At 38.5% G+C, this 18,886-nt stretch carries 18 protein-coding genes; 1 reads left to right on the top strand and 17 read right to left on the bottom strand.

The features are described 5' to 3' along the window. Window positions 1-21: 21 nt before the first annotated feature. Window positions 22-1,224, bottom strand: coding sequence for a lipoprotein-releasing ABC transporter permease subunit LolC (lolC, locus tag H1225_RS04905; protein WP_161671335.1), 1,203 nt, complete (start codon window positions 1,222-1,224; stop codon window positions 22-24). A 193-nt stretch (window positions 1,225-1,417) separates the two neighbouring features. Between lolC and mfd the strand changes: the two genes are divergently transcribed. After that, window positions 1,418-4,867 carry a transcription-repair coupling factor gene (mfd, locus tag H1225_RS04900; protein ID WP_239739526.1) on the top strand — a complete coding sequence of 1,150 codons (3,450 nt, stop codon included), beginning with the start codon at window positions 1,418-1,420 and terminating at the stop codon, window positions 4,865-4,867. Between the two features lie 69 nt (window positions 4,868-4,936). Here the strand turns inward: mfd and umoD are convergent, their stop codons facing one another. The 16 genes from umoD to fabG form a co-directional block, all read right to left on the bottom strand. Then, the gene (umoD, locus tag H1225_RS04895; RefSeq protein ID WP_006537231.1) at window positions 4,937-5,437 is read right to left on the bottom strand and encodes a flagellar biogenesis regulator UmoD; all 501 of its coding nucleotides are present in this window, start codon (window positions 5,435-5,437) and stop codon (window positions 4,937-4,939) included. 848 nt (window positions 5,438-6,285) lie between these two features. Further along, window positions 6,286-7,593, bottom strand: a complete 1,308-nt coding sequence (locus tag H1225_RS04890; RefSeq protein ID WP_239739524.1) for an NAD(P)/FAD-dependent oxidoreductase — start codon at window positions 7,591-7,593, stop codon at window positions 6,286-6,288. Between the two features lie 450 nt (window positions 7,594-8,043). Next, on the bottom strand, window positions 8,044-8,583 hold the full coding sequence (ycfP, locus tag H1225_RS04885; protein WP_006537233.1) for an alpha/beta hydrolase YcfP: 540 nt from the start codon (window positions 8,581-8,583) through the stop codon (window positions 8,044-8,046). Beyond that, complete coding sequence (nagZ, locus tag H1225_RS04880) at window positions 8,580-9,599, bottom strand: beta-N-acetylhexosaminidase (protein ID WP_006537234.1); 1,020 nt, start codon at window positions 9,597-9,599, stop codon at window positions 8,580-8,582. The genes ycfP and nagZ overlap by 4 nt, the downstream gene beginning before the upstream one ends. Before the next feature lie 38 nt (window positions 9,600-9,637). Continuing rightward, window positions 9,638-10,537, bottom strand: a complete 900-nt coding sequence (locus H1225_RS04875; protein WP_161730030.1) for a phosphotransferase — start codon at window positions 10,535-10,537, stop codon at window positions 9,638-9,640. Further along, a complete protein-coding gene (locus tag H1225_RS04870) occupies window positions 10,515-11,096 on the bottom strand; it encodes a penicillin-binding protein activator LpoB (RefSeq protein WP_006537236.1) in 582 nt (193 codons plus the stop codon). The genes H1225_RS04875 and H1225_RS04870 overlap by 23 nt, the downstream gene beginning before the upstream one ends. A gap of 17 nt (window positions 11,097-11,113) precedes the next feature. After that, window positions 11,114-11,515 (bottom strand): YcfL family putative periplasmic lipoprotein, encoded by a 402-nt coding sequence (locus H1225_RS04865; protein ID WP_072062709.1) that lies wholly within the window; start codon window positions 11,513-11,515, stop codon window positions 11,114-11,116. Window positions 11,516-11,554: 39 nt separating this feature from the next. Continuing rightward, window positions 11,555-11,905: a purine nucleoside phosphoramidase gene (hinT, locus tag H1225_RS04860; protein WP_036913377.1), complete on the bottom strand. Its 351-nt coding sequence runs from the start codon at window positions 11,903-11,905 to the stop codon at window positions 11,555-11,557. Window positions 11,906-11,947: 42 nt separating this feature from the next. Continuing rightward, window positions 11,948-12,733 carry a metal-dependent hydrolase gene (locus H1225_RS04855; protein WP_006537239.1) on the bottom strand — a complete coding sequence of 262 codons (786 nt, stop codon included), beginning with the start codon at window positions 12,731-12,733 and terminating at the stop codon, window positions 11,948-11,950. A 71-nt stretch (window positions 12,734-12,804) separates the two neighbouring features. Further along, complete coding sequence (holB, locus tag H1225_RS04850; protein WP_161671333.1) at window positions 12,805-13,791, bottom strand: DNA polymerase III subunit delta'; 987 nt, start codon at window positions 13,789-13,791, stop codon at window positions 12,805-12,807. Next, entirely contained in the window at window positions 13,788-14,435 is a 648-nt protein-coding gene (gene tmk / locus H1225_RS04845; RefSeq protein WP_072062712.1) for a dTMP kinase, read from the bottom strand. Before tmk ends, holB begins: the two co-directional genes overlap by 4 nt. Window positions 14,436-14,437: 2 nt before the next feature. Next, window positions 14,438-15,460 (bottom strand): endolytic transglycosylase MltG, encoded by a 1,023-nt coding sequence (gene mltG, locus H1225_RS04840; protein ID WP_161671332.1) that lies wholly within the window; start codon window positions 15,458-15,460, stop codon window positions 14,438-14,440. A gap of 17 nt (window positions 15,461-15,477) precedes the next feature. Then, complete coding sequence (pabC, locus tag H1225_RS04835; RefSeq protein ID WP_161671331.1) at window positions 15,478-16,305, bottom strand: aminodeoxychorismate lyase; 828 nt, start codon at window positions 16,303-16,305, stop codon at window positions 15,478-15,480. A 131-nt stretch (window positions 16,306-16,436) separates the two neighbouring features. Then, on the bottom strand, window positions 16,437-17,678 hold the full coding sequence (gene fabF, locus H1225_RS04830) for a beta-ketoacyl-ACP synthase II (RefSeq protein ID WP_072062715.1): 1,242 nt from the start codon (window positions 17,676-17,678) through the stop codon (window positions 16,437-16,439). 74 nt (window positions 17,679-17,752) lie between these two features. Further along, window positions 17,753-17,989 (bottom strand): acyl carrier protein, encoded by a 237-nt coding sequence (acpP, locus tag H1225_RS04825; protein ID WP_004247087.1) that lies wholly within the window; start codon window positions 17,987-17,989, stop codon window positions 17,753-17,755. 157 nt (window positions 17,990-18,146) lie between these two features. Continuing rightward, complete coding sequence (gene fabG / locus H1225_RS04820) at window positions 18,147-18,881, bottom strand: 3-oxoacyl-ACP reductase FabG (protein WP_006537248.1); 735 nt, start codon at window positions 18,879-18,881, stop codon at window positions 18,147-18,149. Between the last annotated feature and the right edge of the window lie 5 nt (window positions 18,882-18,886).

The following is an 18,886-nucleotide window of genomic DNA, read 5'->3' as shown; positions in this document are numbered from 1 at the left end:
GATTGTTTATTCAAAGAAGAATTACTCATAACGTAGCGCCTCTGCTGGCTGAATAGCCGCGGCCCGCCAAGACGGGTATAAAGTGGATAAAAGTGAAATGACAATAGCGGAGAAACCGATCATAAAGACGCGTCCCCAATCAAGTGTTGCAGGCAATTCCACACCTTGAGGAATAAGTCCTACCGCTGGCATGATGACGTTTAATTGACTTGAGAGTAATGCCCCCAACAGACCACCAGCAACAGCACCTAAAATACCTGCACCAGCACCTTGTAGCATAAAGATGGACATAATCTGAGAGCGTTTTAAACCCATAGTTTGCAAAATAGCAACTTCACCTTGTTTTTCCATCACCAACAAAGAAAGTGAGGTAATGATATTAAAAGCCGCCACAGCTATAATTAAGCTTAATAATAATCCCATCATGTTTTTTTCCATTTTAACAGCCTGGAAAAATTCACCTTTACGTTCGCGCCAATCTCTCCAACTAAGATTTTTATCTAAAGATTGTGCACTGTATTTTTCAATATTGAGAGGATCAGTAAAGAAAAGACGCCATCCTGTAATATTACCCGGCTGATAACGCATTAAACGTGCTGCATCTTGCTGATTAACTAAGATTTGTGAGACATCTGCATCGCCACCACTTTGGAAAATACCTTTAACGGTAAATAAACGTTGGCTAGGTAATCTTCCCATTGGTGTTAATTGGCTTACACTTGGCACAATAAGGCGAATGTTATCCCCCTCTTTTACTTTTAACTGTTTAGCAAGGCCACTTCCTAAGATCACGCCATAGTCACCTGCTTTCAGCATAGAAAAATCGCCATAACGAATATATTTCGTTAAAGGCTCATCTTGCTCTTTTTCTATACCTAGCATGACACCAACGCTGATATTGTCTTTACTCTGTAAAACGACATCGCCTTCTACTAAAGGGGTAACGTTTATGATACCTTCACGCGTCAGTAATCTTTCAGCTATATTTGAATCTCGGGGTAATTGTCCGTTAGGTGATGTCACGATTGCTTGTGGAATATAAGCAAGAATGCTTTCTTGCAATGAACGTTCAAAACCATTCATGACAGAAGTTACTGTGATCAATGCAGCTACACCTAACATAATCCCTAAAGCGGATAGCCATGAGACGAAGCGACCGAATTTATCGACCGCACGACCCCGCATATAACGGAGCCCTATATAAAATGAGACAGAATTGTACATGAAATCTGTGCTGTTCCTGTTGCTAATGCGAAGTGTTCAGGGATAATAAAGGGTAGTCTTACTGAATGGAACCACTCTATTCCCAAACTGTGGTTTTTCTTTTATCTTAACCTGCCCGCCAGTTTAAGCTTTAGCCATTAAGCTAAAGATGTGTTGGGAGTTAACTACAACAAAGAGTTCACATTACACGCTTATGTCCTCAGAATATCGTTATCAACTTCCTATAAAACAAGGGGATACTCGTCAGCTAGGTCAACTGACTGGTGCCGCTTGCGCTCTAGAATGTGCAGAGATCATCAAACGTCACTCTGGATTAGTCGTTCTTGTTACTCGTGATATGCAAAATGCATTGCGTTTACAAGATGAAATCCGTCAGTTTTGTGATTTTCCAGTAGAGACATTATCGGATTGGGAAACGCTGCCATACGACAGTTTTTCACCTCACCAAGAAATTATCTCAAACCGCCTTTCTACGCTATACCGTATTCCATCACTTCTCAAGGGAATTTTAATCTTACCCGTCAATACGTTAATGCAGAAAGTCTGCCCTACAGATTATCTCGCAAGTCATGCGTTGATAATGCAAAAAGGAGAGATACTTTCTCGTGATAATTTACGTAAAACATTAGATGAAGCAGGATATCGCCATGTAGAGCAAGTATTAGAACACGGTGAATATGCAACACGCGGTGCATTATTAGACTTATTTCCTATGGGAAGTGAATTTCCTTATCGTATTGATTTTTTCGATGACGAAATAGATAGCCTGCGCACTTTTGATGTCGATACACAGCGGACATTAGCAGAAGTTGATCAAATTAATTTACTGCCTGCCCATGAATTCCCAACAGATGCAAATGCGATAGAACTTTTCCGTAGCCAATGGCGTGAACGATTTGATGTAAGACGTGATCCTGAACATATTTATCAGCAAGTCAGTAAACACATATTGCCAACGGGAATTGAATATTGGCAATCGCTGTTTTTTGAACAGCCTTTATCTAACTTATTTGCTTATTTCCCTAAAAACACATTGATAGTGACGCAAGATCTACAAGATTTTGCAGAAAAGTTTTGGCAAGACATCAACCAGCGTTTTGAAAGCCGTCGCGTTGATCCTATGCGACCGCTGTTACCGCCTGATGATATTTGGCTCAGTGTTGATAAATTTAATAAAGAACTTAAACAGTGGCCACGAATTCAACTTAAAACAGAAACATTGCCAGAAAAAGCAGGACAAACTAATTTAGGTTATCAACCACTTCCTGATTTATCGATCAACGCGCAAAGCAAATCCCCTTTAGACAATCTACGTCGATTCCAAGAACAATTTTCTGGCAGTATTATTTTCTCTGTTGAAAGTGAAGGACGACGCGAAACCGTACAAGAACTGTTATCACGGATAAAAATTGCCCCTAAACAGATCATTGAGTTATCAGATGCCCAAGAAAAAGGAGCCTATTTTATTATTGGTGCAGCTGAGCACGGTTTTATTGATAGTCATCGTCAATTAGCTATGATCTGTGAAAGCGATATGTTAGGCGAGCGAATTAATCGTCGTCGTCAAGACAATCGCCGAACAATTAATACTGATACCTTAATTCGCAACCTTGCTGAATTAAGCATAGGTCAACCGGTTGTTCATCTTCAGCATGGTGTTGGTCGCTATCAAGGCATGACAACACTAGAAGCCGGTGGCGTTAAAGCTGAATACTTGATGTTAAGTTACGCAGGTAATGACAAGCTTTATGTCCCTGTTTCATCCTTGCATTTAATCAGTCGTTATTCTGGTGGCGCAGATGAAAATGCGCCACTACACAAATTGGGTGGCGATGCATGGGTAAGAGCGCGCCAAAAAGCCGCTGAAAAAGTGCGTGATGTCGCAGCAGAGTTATTAGATGTTTATGCTCAGCGTGAAGTAAAAACAGGCTTTGCCTTTAAAATGGATAAAGAGCAGTACCAAACATTCCGCCAAAGCTTTCCTTTTGAAACAACACCTGATCAAGAAATGGCGATCAATGCTGTCCTTAGCGATATGTGCCAAGCTATTTCAATGGATAGACTCGTCTGTGGCGATGTCGGATTTGGTAAAACAGAAGTGGCAATGCGTGCTGCATTTCTTGCAGTTAACAACAATAAACAAGTCGCCATTTTAGTGCCGACCACCTTATTGGCTCAGCAACATTTTGATAATTTCCGTGATCGTTTTGCTAATTGGCCCGTTAACATTGAGATGATCTCACGCTTTCGTAGTGCAAAAGAGCAACAGCAAATCACAGAAAAACTGGCTGAAGGAACGATTGATATTGTCATTGGTACACATAAACTCCTTCAGCCTAATATTCAATGGAAAGATTTAGGGCTATTAATTGTCGATGAAGAACACCGTTTTGGTGTTCGTCACAAAGAACGAATAAAAGCCATGCGCGCAAATGTCGATATTTTAACGCTAACAGCAACACCTATTCCTCGTACGTTAAATATGGCAATGAGTGGTATGCGTGATCTTTCTATCATTGCAACACCACCAGCACGTCGCTTATCCGTAAAAACCTTTGTACGGGAATATGATGACTTAGTGGTACGTGAAGCTATCTTGCGTGAAATATTGCGTGGCGGACAAGTTTATTACTTGTATAACGATGTTGAGAATATCGAAAAAGCCCGAGAGAGATTAGCTGCGCTCGTTCCTGAAGCGCGTATTGGTATTGGTCACGGACAAATGCGTGAACGAGAACTTGAGCGTGTGATGAATGATTTCCACCATCAACGTTTTAATGTGTTACTTTGCACCACAATTATTGAAACAGGTATCGATATACCCAGCGCAAACACCATTATTATTGAACGTGCAGATCACTTTGGTTTAGCGCAATTACATCAGTTACGTGGTCGTGTAGGCCGTTCTCATCATCAAGCTTATGCTTATTTGTTGACACCACATCCTAAAGCGATGACAAAGGATGCTCATAAGCGTTTAGAAGCGATTGCTTCACTGGAAGATCTAGGTGCAGGTTTTGCATTAGCAACTCATGATCTAGAAATTCGAGGCGCCGGTGAATTATTAGGTGAAGAACAGAGCGGTCAAATGAATACCGTCGGTTTCTCGCTTTATATGGAATTGCTAGAAAGTGCAGTAGAAGCGCTTAAAGAGGGGAGAGAACCATCACTTGAAGATCTCACCAATCAACAAACTGAAATTGAATTAAGAATGCCTGTTTTATTGCCTGATGATTACATCCCTGATGTAAATGTCAGACTTTCATTCTATAAACGAATTGCCAGTGCGATCGACTTAACAGAGCTTAATGATCTAAGAGCAGAATTAATCGATAGATTTGGTAAACTACCTGATGCAGGGCGTTATCTACTACGTAATGCAGCTATTCGCTTAAGTGCAGTGAACTTGGGTATTACTCGAATTGAAGCCCATGATAAAGGTGGATTTGTTGAGTTTGGTGAAAAGAACAAGGTTGATCCGGGATATTTAATCAGCTTACTTCAAGAGCAACCTGCTATTTTCCGTTTAGATGGTCCATCAAAACTGAAGTTTATTACAGATTTAACTGAGCGTGAAAAACGACTCACTTTTATTGATGATATGTTAAGTGCATTTAATGAACACAAAATAACCTCACTTTAGCGGTTATCGAATCGACAAAAAGGCGTAATTGAAATAATTTCATTACGCCTCTCTTTTATATTGTTAGGTTTACTCTTTGCGACAAGGTACTTTTTCATTCATAGAACAATAAGGTTCTTGTTCTAAAATCAGCCTACCATCAGAATCTAATGCAATAACTTCACCGGGTTTAAACGTGGTACGTACTTTGCCGGGTGTTCCATCAATAGTATAGAGTACATCATAACCAACAATTCTACGCTCTTGACGATAAATCGGGATGCACTCTTTAAATTGAGGATAAGGGAAATTAGCAATATTGCTGTTATTGAGTGCTTCAATCATATAGAACACTCGACACTCTTGCTCTGCGGGATGAAATCGTGACAAATTTTCTGGTGTAAAAGGTGTTGGTAAGCCAATTCGATGACAATACTCTTCTGTCACAAAAACGGTTGATTTAATAGGTGTAGCCGAAACGACATGAGCATATTGAGGTTGAGGAAAGACCCACCTCCATGCAATAAATGAAAGAATAGCTAATGCAATGATTAGTCCTATTAGTGTGTACTTTCTGACATTAACACCCACTTTTACCCCTTTTTATTTGTTTTATCCTTAATTGCCACAGATATAGAATAAAAGCCACTGTTTCACTCTAACTGGCTAATATATTTAGTATTCAATAAATGAATTCTCTAATCTGATAGCTTAATTCAACATCCATGCTGATTAACATAATAAGTAAACTACGTATTTATGACATGTTAAATACACCACTTATTTCTGTTTTAATTACTTAATTAAATACTGACTATATTCTCAAGACTTACACATTATATTAAGATAGATCTTAATTTATTAAGCTGAAAAAATAGAAATCATTATGCTATTTATAATACATCATTATGATAACACCAGATTAACAAATGTTGCCAAAAAATAGGGAGTCTTCCCTATTTAACTTATATTATAAAGTTTGATTTTAAGATTTGTAAAACCATTTCATCTAATTAAATACGAATAAAAATAACAAGTTAAGCTTAACCTTTATAATCTTCACTTATTATCTTTCTAATACAATCCTATGAAATACCATAACATTTTATTTGATGAATTAATGAATTAAACATCATTTTTTATTTAAGAAAAGTCTTAAATAATTTAACATGATAAATAAAGTTAACGTTATCTTTGATATTACGGTTTGATCTTGATAATAAAATTATATTTATCATTGTTATATTTTGTTTTAGAGTTATTGGTTATTTTTGGTATCGACAGATAAATCGTCTAGTGCTTTATGCTGAGATTATTTATCTTATTTAGATATTCTCATTTAATTATTTAATTTAAAAGAAAAGATAGATAAAAAACCCTCATACAATATGAGGGTTTTAAAAGGTGACTTTTGTCTTCTCTGGAAAGCAAAAGATAAATTAATGGAGTTTTAGTTTAGGTCTAATCACTCGGTTGATTGATCCGACTAACATCATAAGCCCTGTTTTGATATAACCATGCAAAGCTATTTGATGCATTCGATATAAAGAGATATAAACAATCCGCGCGATACGCCCTTCTATCATCATATCACCCTTCATTAAATTCCCCATCAAACTCCCCACAGTACTAAATTTTGAGAGTGAAACTAATGAGCCATGATCGGTAAACACATAATCTTTGAGCGGTTTGTCTTTTAACATTGCTAATATATTGCCATAACAACGACTTGCCATTTGATGTGCAGATTGTGCTCTTGGTGGAACAAAACCGCCACCTTTTCTTGGGCAAGAAGAACAGTCGCCAATAGCAAAGATAGACTCATCTAAGGTTGTTTGTAAGGTCGGTTTAACAACCAGCTGATTAATACGGTTAGTCTCTAGACCCGCAATCTCTTTCATAAAATCAGGTGCTTTAATACCTGCAGCCCACACCATTAAGTCGGCATCGATATGCTCGCCTTCTTTGGTGTTTAACCCGCCTTCATCTGCACTTGTGACCATAGTTTTAGTCATCACTCGCACACCTAATTTTGTTAACTCTTGATGTGCCGCACTCGAAATACGTACCGGTAATGCAGGTAAAATGCGTTCTCCAGCTTCAACCAAAGTGATATTTAATGCTGAAGGTGCTAATTTTTTTAATCCATAACTATTTAATTGGCGTACTGCGTTATGCAATTCAGCTGAAAGCTCAACCCCCGTCGCACCACCACCCACAATCGCAATATTTACCTTACGATTTTCTTCTTGTGCATTGGCATCTGCTGAGTATTTTAAAAACAAATTCAACATTTCGTTATGGAAACGATGGGCTTGCTGTGGGCTATCTAAGAAAATGCAGTTTTCTTTAATGCCTGGAGTACCAAAATCATTCGATTTACTGCCTAACGCCATCACTAAAATATCGTAGTCTAATATGCGTTCAGGTACGAGTAGCTCTTGCTCTTCATTATAAATAGCAGCCAGTGTGATATTTTTTTGCTCACGATCAAGCCCTATTAATGAGCCTAATTGGAAATTGAAGTGATGATTATAACCATGAGCTAAATAACTTAGTGCATCAACTCCATCGTCTAAAGAGCCTGTCGCTACTTCATGTAATAACGGTTTCCATAAATGGCTATTATTACGATCAACTAAGGTGATTTCTGCTTTTTTGCTGCGACCTAATTTATTGCCTAATTTAGTCGCCAGCTCTAACCCACCAGCGCCACCACCGACAATAACAATTTTTTTTAATGACATTTAACGTCACTCCATAAAGATATTTACTGTTGTTATTTAAATAACCTTAGTGAAATCTACTTAAATAACGACAGTTAAATCGTTTCGGCTGTTATTTTTGTTCTTAAATAAGTTAGCTGGGAAGATGGTCATACCAAAGTTGATTTATATCAAAAATATTTGAATATTCATATCTCTTTTTTGAAGAAAAGAGTCATTTTTTGCTATTCAGTGATAAATCAATCACCATTAAAAACATAAGGATATTTTTTAATCAATTAATACAATCAACTAGAAAACAAGCATAACGAGGATCATTAAAATCAATCGCGATATTGAGATGATAAAAATAAAGGATCAAAACAAATATTGAAAAGAGATAGATAGCAGAAGAGTATGCACATTTTAGCTATGTTAGATAGAAAAATGGATGGAACAAACACCATCCATTTTAAACACATTACTTTAGTCTTACTTTTTACTATAAAACGCTTTAATTTTAAATAGATGCTCAGAAAGGCTCTTAAATTTATGCGTTTGCACTTCATCCCAAATGACAGAGTAATAAGGCGATAATTCATCAGCAGAACGCTGGTTATCTAAAATCTCATCATTGCGAGATAAAATCACTAAAGCGCTATCTTTGTTTTTAGAACGAAAATCTTTAATACATTTCGTTGCAATATCTAAATATTCTTCAGGTCTGTCGATTTTGTCTGTCATGTTTTCGTAAGGAAAAAGATTAGGATTAATCATTACCTGACGAATATTACATAAGAAACCAATACGCTCTGCCCAATATCCACCTAATCCTACGCCACAAATTAATACGGGCTCTTTTGTGGATTTAATCACTTTATCCGTTTCTTTCAGTAAGTGTTGCATGTCATGACGAGGATGCAACGTACTGTAGCTTAAAAAACGGACATCAGGATCAATAAACTGTAGCTGTAAAACTTTCTCATGATTTCCAGGACTTGTGGAATCAAAACCATGTAAATATATAATCATGCTCGCTCCTGCCATTGCTCCTGTAATTGGGTCAGCAACTGATTCGCTTTTTTCCAACGATCAGAGGTTTGTAGCTCACTCAATGTGTAACGACCTCGGTGATGGTACAATGTGGCAATGCGTTCTGCTTTGACAGAGGACAGGTTATCTAACACACTCACTGCCCCTTTTCGGTTATTACACACTAAAAGCATATCACAACCAGCATCTAGTGAACGTTGTGCTCTTTCTGCATAACTTCCCATAATGGCAGCACCTTCCATCGATAAATCATCAGAAAAGATAACGCCTTGGAAGCCTAGTTGTTCACGTAAAATCGATTTCAACCAATATGATGAACCGCTTGCAGGACGTTCATCAACCTGAGAATAAATAACATGAGCCGGCATAATGGCATCTAATAGCTGGCGTTGAATAAAGTCTTTGAAAATAGACATATCACGTTGGCGAATATCATTTAAAGAGCGGTCATCACGAGGTGTTTCTTTATGAGAATCAGCCCTGACTGCACCATGACCTGGGAAATGTTTACCTGTTGATTTCATACCTGCAGAGCGCATACCTTTAATAAAGCTCTCTGCCATTGTCATGGCAATTTCAGGCGAATCATGGAAAGAACGTTCACCAATGGCAATACAGTTATGACCTAAGTCGAGCACAGGTGCAAAACTGATATCAATATCCATGGCAATCATTTCTGATGCCATTAACCATCCCGCTTCTTGTGCTAAATGACTCGCTTGATAACTTTCATTTAATGCTGCGTAGGATTGTGCCGCGGGTATGCGAGTAAAACCATCACGGAAACGTTGTACTCGTCCCCCTTCTTGGTCTACTGCAATCACTAGACGTTCATGAGATGCATCACGAATTTGACGGACTAATTCATTTAATTGTTCAGCATCGTGGAAGTTGCGGGTAAAAAGGATTAATCCACCGACAAGAGGATGCTTTAAAATTTCACGCTCTTCACTATCGAGTTCATACCCTTCAACATCAAGCATTACTGGACCCATAACATTCCTCTCTTTGTAATTGTGACAAGATAATGTCTTTAATTCATCAGACTAAAATAACGACGTAAAGGTTCAGACATTATTAAAAATGACTCATCTTTTGTTTGTTGCCAACGGACTTCATACCACATTAGCATCATATAAAAAATGAATGGTTCTCTTGAAAAAATACGCGATTTCAGCTCTTTCATAGAATAAATGTCTGTTTCTTTGGATTGAGTATAATGACAATGATACGAACAGTAATAATCCAAAAACATATTTTGTTGCACTTCATTGAGTTGATTTGTCGCAAAAAACGTCATCAACGAATCTGCTGTATCAATATCGGCTGCATATTCCCAATCAATAAATTTTATACCGGAATCACTAAGAAGAATATTCTCAACATGTAAATCCATGTGAGCAGGCGCGTATTTTATGAGATTGCATCGCGGTTGGCGTAAAAAATGTTGTTGTAAACGTAACCATTTAGCAGATAAACGTTTTCTATCAATACACTGCCAATAAATTAATAATTCATGATTTAAGTTAAGAGGGAAGCCTAACGGTGTGTATTGATGAAGTATGGCTATTTTTTCAGCCAATGGCTTTAAATAAGTACTAAAAAGTGATTGATGAGTAAGATGTTCACCCTGTAACCAATAAAGAAAAAACCACTCTTTATAGCGTGTAGCAACTTTTGGCGATAAATTAGAGCCTGATAGCTGTTTTAAAATGGCGTATTCTTTTCTTCCATGTACATAAAGCGCTTTTTTTTCATCACCATAATAGCGGGCAACCCAGTCAATATCTGCACATTGCACACGAAAAGCGCCACCGCCAGATCCTTCTAATGCAATGATTTTCCATTTACTTAATGCCGTTGCAGGGAAAAGTGCTTGCAAGGCATTAAGCAAACTGGAGTAATGCGGATCATTCAACCTTATGGCGCCCATTCCAAAGAATTTCACCAGAAGAAACCGACATTAACTGCATACTGATCACACGATTATCTTTTTTACCATCAACAGTTGAGAATAAAATATAATCAGCTTTCAAATAGCGGGCTAAGCCAATAGCGGCACTACGAAGACCTAGGCTATCTTCACCAGATAAACCAAGCGCCTTCCGTGCAGACATCATTTGCGTATAAGGCACAGTTTGCAATGCACTAATACTATTAACTGATTCAATAATTGTATTGGTTGCATTTACTGCTTGGATGTTCCCACCTGAATTATTTTTAACATTATCAACAACGATAAGCTTACCCACTTCTAAGTCACCAGTAACTGCCATTTCTCTAATTAAAGGAGTGACGGCTGCATTCCAATTGATACTTGTGATTTTAGGTGGTGTCGGCACAACTTCAATTGGTGGCTCTATCGGTTTAGGTGGCTCTACTGGCTCTGTAGGTGTCACAGGCTCTACAGGTACAGGCGGTTGTTGTGGCAACATAGACGGACAACCTGCTAATAAAAACACAGACATCGCCACAAATAGAACTCTTTTCATGCTCGTGTTACCTTATCCTAAATAAAGAGATAAACTCTGACATAACTAATGGTTTTATCTGGTATATCACCGCTAATTTCGGTATCACCATCACCAAGAATAGTCACATCATTTACATGTCCAGCAGGAGATACTTCAAGCCCTTGCTCGTTATACCAATAAAAGCGATAGCGAATTGAAACAGGGTAAGATTGTGTATTTGACAGCATAACTGTCGCTCTTGTGCCGTTAGTGTGGTGTTCAAGGGCGGGTTGTCCCGCCACAATTCCCACAGCTAAGACCGAAGGCTCCATAATAATAGCCTGCTGACGATTAAAATAGAGTTTATTATCTGAATGAGATGATAAACACCCAGAGAGCAATGTCGTCATACACATAGCGATAAGTAATGAGTAAATAGCCTTACTTTGTCTTATCATGTATTACTTCCTGTTATCTCGCTTTTAGCATCATACCGATCATTGACTTAATAATGGCCCTAATGGTTTTCCACCAAGCAAATGCATATGAATATGGAACACTTCTTGTCCACCATGTTTATTGCAGTTCATCACTAGGCGATAGCCGTCTTCAGCAATACCTTCTTGTTGAGCTATTTTTGCCGCAACAACAAAAAGGTGTCCTAATACTTGCTCATCTTCTGCAGTAACATCATTTACAGTAGGAATAAGTTTATTAGGAATAATCAAAATATGAGTGGGTGCTTGAGGTGAAATATCACGAAATGCAGTCACTGTATCATCTTGAAAAACGATATTGGCTGGAATTTCACCACGAATAATTTTACTGAAAATTGTTTCTTCTGCCATTTCCATCACCTTATTATTTATTTTAATTCCTGATTAATTCTATTAAGCAGGCAAGTTTTGAATATGAAAGAGCTTAGCAAAATTACGCGTTGTTTGTTGCGCTAACTCTTCAACACTCACCCCTTTTAAGACAGCCATATACTCTGCAACATCACGAACATAAGCGGGTTGGTTTTCTTTTCCGCGATGAGGTACTGGCGCTAGATAAGGGGAGTCTGTTTCAATTAAAATTCGATCAAGAGGAACAATACGAGCAGCCTCTCTAATTTGTTCGGCGTTTCTAAATGTCACAATACCAGAAAAAGAGATGTACATTCCAAGATCAAGTAATGTTGTTGCTGTCTCTTTATCTTCAGTAAAGCAATGCAGAACACCGCCACAATCTTGAACTTTCTCTTCTTTTAAAATAGATAAGGTATCTTCGCGAGCACTGCGTGTATGCACAATAACGGGTTTATTAACTTGGCGTCCAATTCGAATATGCTCACGGAAAATTTCACGTTGCAGAGCCGCATTTTCTTGTTGGTAATAGTAATCTAGCCCTGTTTCACCTAAAGCCACAACATCAGGTGCGGTAGCTAAACGTGCTAATTCTTCAACATCATAACCTTCATCTAAATTTAAAGGGTGGATCCCACAAGAAAAGGCGATGTTGTCACGTTTACCGATTAGCTCACGCATTCTATTAAAACCCGGTAATGTGGTTGCCACTGCTAACATATATTGAACATCACGCTGCTGTGCTTTTTCGACAACATCATCAATATTTTCATGTAATTTTTCATAATCTAAGCAGTCGAGATGGCAGTGTGAATCAACTAAAAACATAACTTACTCTCATTTATCTGGTACGACTTATAGGTGTTTTTTATTACAGCTAAATTATAATTAATATATAGTTAATTAATTTTTGTGGTTAGCTGATTTTCCCAATCTAGTAGCTGTTCTACTAGTAATAATTCTCTATTTAACGCGGGGATGGTCATTAACTGATAACGACACTGTTTCCATCCATCAATAATGGATAACAAAATATCCGAAGACCATTGTGATAACGCCATAATCAATGCTTGCTGATCCTGATTAACACAATACACTTGTGCATTGGTTTGGTATTTTAATGCATCAAGCAGTAATGATAATAACCAGTATAAGCGACGCTCGGCATTATCTTGATTTAATTGTGGTAAAAATGAATATAAATCATGCTGTTGTATGCTTGTATATAAAGCTTGGCAAAAAATCTCTCTTTCTTTCCACTCATCTTTCAATAAGGAAAGCGCTAAAACTGGAGCGTTCTGCGATAAATTTAATGCCGTTACACTATTTGCATAAGGTATGTTTGGTAATTGTTGCTGTAACCAGTGCGTTGCATGTTGAAGATTAGGCGTTGCTAAATGGTAATAAAAACAACGACTACGCAATGTCGCTAATAAAACTTCTGGATGCTGACAATTCAGTAAAAAATAGGTGTCTTTAGGTGGTTCTTCCAACGTTTTGAGCAATGCATTTGCTGCCGCTTCTGTTAATGCTTCAACGTCTTTTATCCAAACAACTCTAAAACCACTTTGCTGAGCATGATGCTCCAGCTTTTCCGTGACTTTTCTTACTGCTTCAATACCAATCGAAGACTTACCCTTTTCACTCTGCAAAATATGCCAATCTGGATGTGTTTCAGCAAGCATCAAGCGACAACTATGGCATTCGTTACAACTTTTTAATCCCTGCCTATTCTGGCACATTAACCAACGACTTAACCCATAAGAGAGTGCTTCTCCTCCCATGCCTTCTATCGCATGTAAAAGCAGAGCATGATGACCACGCCCTTCTTGATATATGCTAATAAGTTGTCGATATGCCTGATTTAGCCAAGGATACCAATTCATAATGATTTATTTTCCTGCTGAACTAACCACGCTGTTAGTATTTGACGGATATCTGCTTGTACTTTATCAATTGCTTGAGATGCATCTATCGTGATAATCGTGTCATCATCTTTAGCCAATGCTTGATAACGTTCACGAGTACGATAAAAGAAATCCATTGATTCTTTTTCAATCCGGTCTAATTCACCTCTAGCACGGGCTCTGGTAAGCCCAATAGCCGGATCTAAATCAAGATATAAGGTTAAATCAGGGCGAAAATTACCAAGCACCGTATTACGAAGTGACAACATAAGATCTTTATCTAAGCCACGTCCGCCACCTTGATAAGCTTGTGAAGAGAGATCGTGTCTATCACCAATCACCCATTTACCTTCTGCTAGCGCGGGTTTTATCACATTTTCTATCAGCTGAACACGTGCTGCATATAGCATCAATAATTCGGCTTTATCCGTAACTTTTTCACCCTCAATACCTTGTTTGATAAGCTCACGTAATTTTTCGGCAAGAGGTGTACCACCGGGTTCTCGGGTAAATGCCAGATTGGTGATACCTTTATCTTTAAGTGTATCGATAACCGTTTGGATTGCGCTGGTTTTTCCAGCACCTTCAAGTCCTTCAATTACAATAAATTTACTGTTGTTCATAATTATCTTTGTTGTAAGCGTCGATATTGTGCGACGGCTTTATTATGTTCATTGAGTGTGGTTGAAAACTTATGGCCACCCGTTCCATCCGCAACAAAATAGAGATAACGAGTATCTGCTGGATGTGCAGCCGCCCTAATTGAAGCAACACCCGGCATTGCTATTGGTGTAGGTGGTAAGCCATCAATCTGATAGGTGTTATAAGGTGTATAGCCATTTAAATCACTACGATAAATCGTGCCTCTATATTTATCACCTAAACCATAAATGACCGTTGGATCAGTCTGTAATCGCATATTAGTTTTTAATCGATTGACAAAAACAGACGCCACCTTTGTTCTTTCAGCATCAATACCCGTCTCTTTTTCAATGATTGATGCCATGATAAGCATTTCATAAGCCGATTTATACGGTAGATCACTATCGCGTTTAATCCACTCTTCTTCTAATGTTTTTTCCATTTGTTGGTAGGCGCGCTTTAAAATTGCGACATCGGTCGTACCTGCCGTGTAATGGTATGTATCTGGGGCAAACCAACCTTCTAGGTTAACAAATTCAGGTTTTATCCCTATTTCTTCACGTAATTTATCGCTATCCATTGTGTGTGCGACAGTCGTAAGTTGCGGAGCTTGTTCAAAAATAGATTGCCAGTCTTGTAAACGGCTACCTTCAATAAAACGGATCGTAAATTGAGCTTCTTTACCACTTTTGATCAACAATAAAACATCACGCAATGTCATCCCTTTTGTTAAGCGATAGGTTCCTGCTTTAAATTGGCTAAGCTCTGGTTTTACTTTTAGTAAAATTTGAAAATAATCGCCTTGGTTAAGTAGATTATTTTTTATTAGCAGTTGTTCCATGGCTACGCGCCCTGTTCCTGCTGGCACTGTGAGTAGCATTTCATCTTGCTTTACAACAACATTTTCTTCTAAACCACGAATATGCTGCATCATATACAACGCTATTGCACCGATACTAATTAATAAGGCAAAAAAAACTATCCAGACTATTTTTTTTATCTTCATTTATAACTCATTAAATTCTATTTAAGTGACAAACTGTGTTGTAAAACAACATGATAGTAATCCCTACTAGGATATTGATAGCACTTATCATCTGAAAAAGTGATTTGTGAAACAGGGATCACTGGCATCAACGCATTTGTTAACCATATTTCATCAGCCTGATAAAGTGTTTCTGTTTTTTCTCTCACAATATCAATTTGCCAATGATTTTTCTGAGCTAATTGAAAAATAGATTGACGTATAATGCCATTTACCCCTGAATTAGTCAGGTTTGGTGTAAAAAGCCTATCTCCTTTGCGCCAAAAAAGATTCGCCGCATTCGCTTCCACTAAATATCCTTCATTATCACACACTAAAACATCATCAAATTCTGTTTTTTCTAAATGATATTTGATAAGGACTTGTTCAAGACGATTGAGATGTTTGATCCCAGCCAATAAAGGATTTTGCCCTAAAGTAACAGGACTTATACCAAGCGATACACCTGCACGTTGCTGGTGGAGATAATGGGTAGGATAAGATGACAGTGACATTATTACCGTCGGTGTTATAAATCCATTGGAAGAATATCCTCGTCCACCATAACCACGACTAATAATAATTTTAATCACACTTTTTGTTTGAACCTGTGAGGCGATATCTATGATCTGCTTTTTAAGTTCAAACCAATTAGGATGCGGTAAAAAAAGAGCGTTACAGCCTTGTTTTAAACGATTTATGTGTGCAGATAATAAAATGGGATCACCCTGCTCAACAGCAAGTGTTGTAAAACAGCCATCCCCAAATTGCACCGCTCGATCACTGGCATCTACATTTTGTTGCTGTTGTCCATTTACCCAATACATCTAACACACCTTACATCTATGTTATTGATATCAATCTGCACATGATAAAACAACTGGCAGTAAAAGGACAAAATAAAAGACCCAGAATAATCCTGGGTCTTTAATTATTTCAACTTTCTACAAAAAACAGCTTATACGCGTTTAAAGAGAATTGAACCGTTCGTACCACCAAAGCCAAATGAGTTACACAGAGCATAGTCCATGTTCTCAACTTTACGGGCTTTATGAGGAACAAAATCAAGATGACAATTTTCGTCTTGATTATCTAGGTTAATTGTTGGAGGTACGATTTGATCACGCAGTGAAAGGATTGTAAAGATAGACTCAATAGCACCCGCAGCACCTAATAAGTGACCTGTCATAGATTTTGTTGAGCTAACTAATACATCAGTACCTTTACCAAATACATTTTCTACCGCTTGTGCTTCAGCAACGTCGCCTGCATTCGTTGATGTACCGTGTGCGTTGATATAACCCACTTCTGATGAGGCAATACCTGCATCTTTCAGTGCATTTGTCATTGCTAGCGCACCGCCTTCGCCATTTTCTGCCGGTGAAGTCATGTGATAAGCATCGCTGCTCATACCAAAACCAACCACTTCAGCATAAATTTTAGCACCACGGTTTTTAGCGTGTTCGTATTCTTCAAGAACAAGAACACCCGCACCATCACCTAATACAAAACCATCACGCTCTTTATCCCATGGACGGCTAGCCGCTTGAGGATTATCGTTACGTGTTGATAATGCACGAACAGCACCAAAGCCACCCAAACCTAATGGTGTGGTCGCTTTTTCGGCACCGCCTGCCAGCATTGCATCTGCATCACCATAAGCGATAATACGTGCAGCATGTCCAATATTATGAACACCTGAAGTACACGCTGTTGCGATAGAGATTGTAGGGCCACGAAGGCCATACATAATACTTAAATGCCCTGCAACCATATTAATAATGGTTGAAGGTACAAAGAATGGGCTAATTTTACGAGGGCCACCATTCATCATAGATGTATGATTTTCTTCGATAAGGCCTAAGCCACCAATACCAGAACCAATAGCAGCTCCGATACGACTTGCATTGGCTTCTGTTACTTCAAGACCTGAGTCCGCAATGGCCTGCACACCTGCTGCAATACCATATTGAATAAAAAGATCCATCTTACGCGCATCTTTACGCGAAAGATTATAATCTTCATGATTGAAATCTTTTACCAATCCAGCGAATTTAGTCGCATGATGACTGGTGTCAAAATCTTCGATAAGGCCGATACCACTCTGTCCAGCACACACAGCTTTCCAAGAAGCTTCTGCGTTATTACCGACAGGAGATAACATGCCTAGTCCGGTCACAACTACACGACGCTTAGACACGCTTATCCTCCAAGGAGGGAAAAAGTTTAGGATTAAAAATATAGGCGGTCGAGTGACCGCCTAGATTAGCAAGCTTATTTACCTGCGTTTTCAACGTAATCAATAGCAGCTTGAACTGTAGTAATTTTTTCTGCTTCTTCGTCTGGGATTTCGATATCGAATTCTTCTTCCAGAGCCATTACCAGCTCAACTGTGTCAAGAGAATCAGCGCCTAAGTCATCAACAAATGAAGCTGAATTTACAACTTCTTCCTCTTTAACACCCAGTTGTTCAACAATGATTTTCTTAACGCGTTCGTCGATAGTGCTCATACTATTAAATTTCCTATCAAAACTCGCTTGCGCGATGATTTTCTTAGTTTATAAATACAGGAAAAGATCTAACCAATCCCGACTGTGTGGACTACTTTATTCGCTATATTTTGCATTATATTGTACGCAAAAAGCAAATATAAAGACGTCCCCATAATTAGATCATGTACATGCCACCATTGACATGCAATGTTTCACCCGTGATATAGCTCGCTTCATCAGAAGCTAAGAAGGCTACAGCACTGGCAATCTCTTTGGCATCACCTAAACGGTTAGCAGGAACTTGAGATAAAATACCTGCTCTTTGGTCGTCTGTTAATGCTCTAGTCATATCAGTTTCGATAAAGCCTGGAGCAACAACATTCACCGTAATGCCACGGGAAGCAACTTCGCGTGCTAATGATTTACTAAAACCAATCACACCCGCTTTTGCCGCCGCGTAGTTTGCCTGCCCTGCGTTACCCATGGTTCCAACAACAGAACCAATGGTAATTATACGACCATAACGTTTTTTCATCATAGCACGCATAACTGCTTTAGACAGACGGAAGACTGATGAAAGATTAGTGTCAATGATATCTTGCCATTCATCATCTTTCATGCGCATCAACAGGTTATCACGAGTAATACCTGCATTATTGACCAAAATATCAATTTCGCCAAATTCAGCACGCACATCTGCTAAAAATTTTTCGATAGAGTCGTTTTCTGTGACGTTTAACACAAAACCCTTACCCTTACCGTCTAAATATTCGCTAATAGCTTGTGCACCGTTTTCACTCGTTGCTGTACCAATTACTGTTGCACCGCGTGCAACTAAATCTTCTGCAATCGCACGGCCAATACCACGGCTTGCACCAGTAACTAGCGCTATTTTTCCGTCAAATCCCATGAGAT

This window comes from Proteus penneri, assembly GCF_022369495.1.
Classification (GTDB): Bacteria; Pseudomonadota; Gammaproteobacteria; order Enterobacterales; family Enterobacteriaceae; genus Proteus; species Proteus penneri.
This window is presented reverse-complemented; position numbering and strand designations above follow the sequence as displayed.

Excerpts from the sequence above, each read along its gene's own strand:
- mltG (WP_161671332.1), bottom strand. The coding sequence starts at position 15,460 with ATGAAGATAAAAAAAATAGTCTGGATAGTTTTTTTTGCCTTATTAATT.
- mfd (WP_239739526.1), top strand. The coding sequence starts at position 1,418 with ATGTCCTCAGAATATCGTTATCAACTTCCTATAAAACAAGGGGATACT.
- pabC (WP_161671331.1), bottom strand. The coding sequence starts at position 16,305 with ATGTATTGGGTAAATGGACAACAGCAACAAAATGTAGATGCCAGTGAT.
- acpP (WP_004247087.1), bottom strand. The coding sequence starts at position 17,989 with ATGAGCACTATCGACGAACGCGTTAAGAAAATCATTGTTGAACAACTG.
- H1225_RS04870 (WP_006537236.1), bottom strand. The coding sequence starts at position 11,096 with ATGAAAAGAGTTCTATTTGTGGCGATGTCTGTGTTTTTATTAGCAGGT.
- nagZ (WP_006537234.1), bottom strand. The coding sequence starts at position 9,599 with ATGGGTCCAGTAATGCTTGATGTTGAAGGGTATGAACTCGATAGTGAA.
- hinT (WP_036913377.1), bottom strand. The coding sequence starts at position 11,905 with ATGGCAGAAGAAACAATTTTCAGTAAAATTATTCGTGGTGAAATTCCA.
- H1225_RS04855 (WP_006537239.1), bottom strand. The coding sequence starts at position 12,733 with ATGTTTTTAGTTGATTCACACTGCCATCTCGACTGCTTAGATTATGAA.
- H1225_RS04875 (WP_161730030.1), bottom strand. The coding sequence starts at position 10,537 with ATGGGCGCCATAAGGTTGAATGATCCGCATTACTCCAGTTTGCTTAAT.
- ycfP (WP_006537233.1), bottom strand. The coding sequence starts at position 8,583 with ATGATTATATATTTACATGGTTTTGATTCCACAAGTCCTGGAAATCAT.
- lolC (WP_161671335.1), bottom strand. The coding sequence starts at position 1,224 with ATGTACAATTCTGTCTCATTTTATATAGGGCTCCGTTATATGCGGGGT.
- H1225_RS04890 (WP_239739524.1), bottom strand. The coding sequence starts at position 7,593 with ATGTCATTAAAAAAAATTGTTATTGTCGGTGGTGGCGCTGGTGGGTTA.
- tmk (WP_072062712.1), bottom strand. The coding sequence starts at position 14,435 with ATGAACAACAGTAAATTTATTGTAATTGAAGGACTTGAAGGTGCTGGA.
- fabG (WP_006537248.1), bottom strand. The coding sequence starts at position 18,881 with ATGGGATTTGACGGAAAAATAGCGCTAGTTACTGGTGCAAGCCGTGGT.
- holB (WP_161671333.1), bottom strand. The coding sequence starts at position 13,791 with ATGAATTGGTATCCTTGGCTAAATCAGGCATATCGACAACTTATTAGC.
- H1225_RS04865 (WP_072062709.1), bottom strand. The coding sequence starts at position 11,515 with ATGATAAGACAAAGTAAGGCTATTTACTCATTACTTATCGCTATGTGT.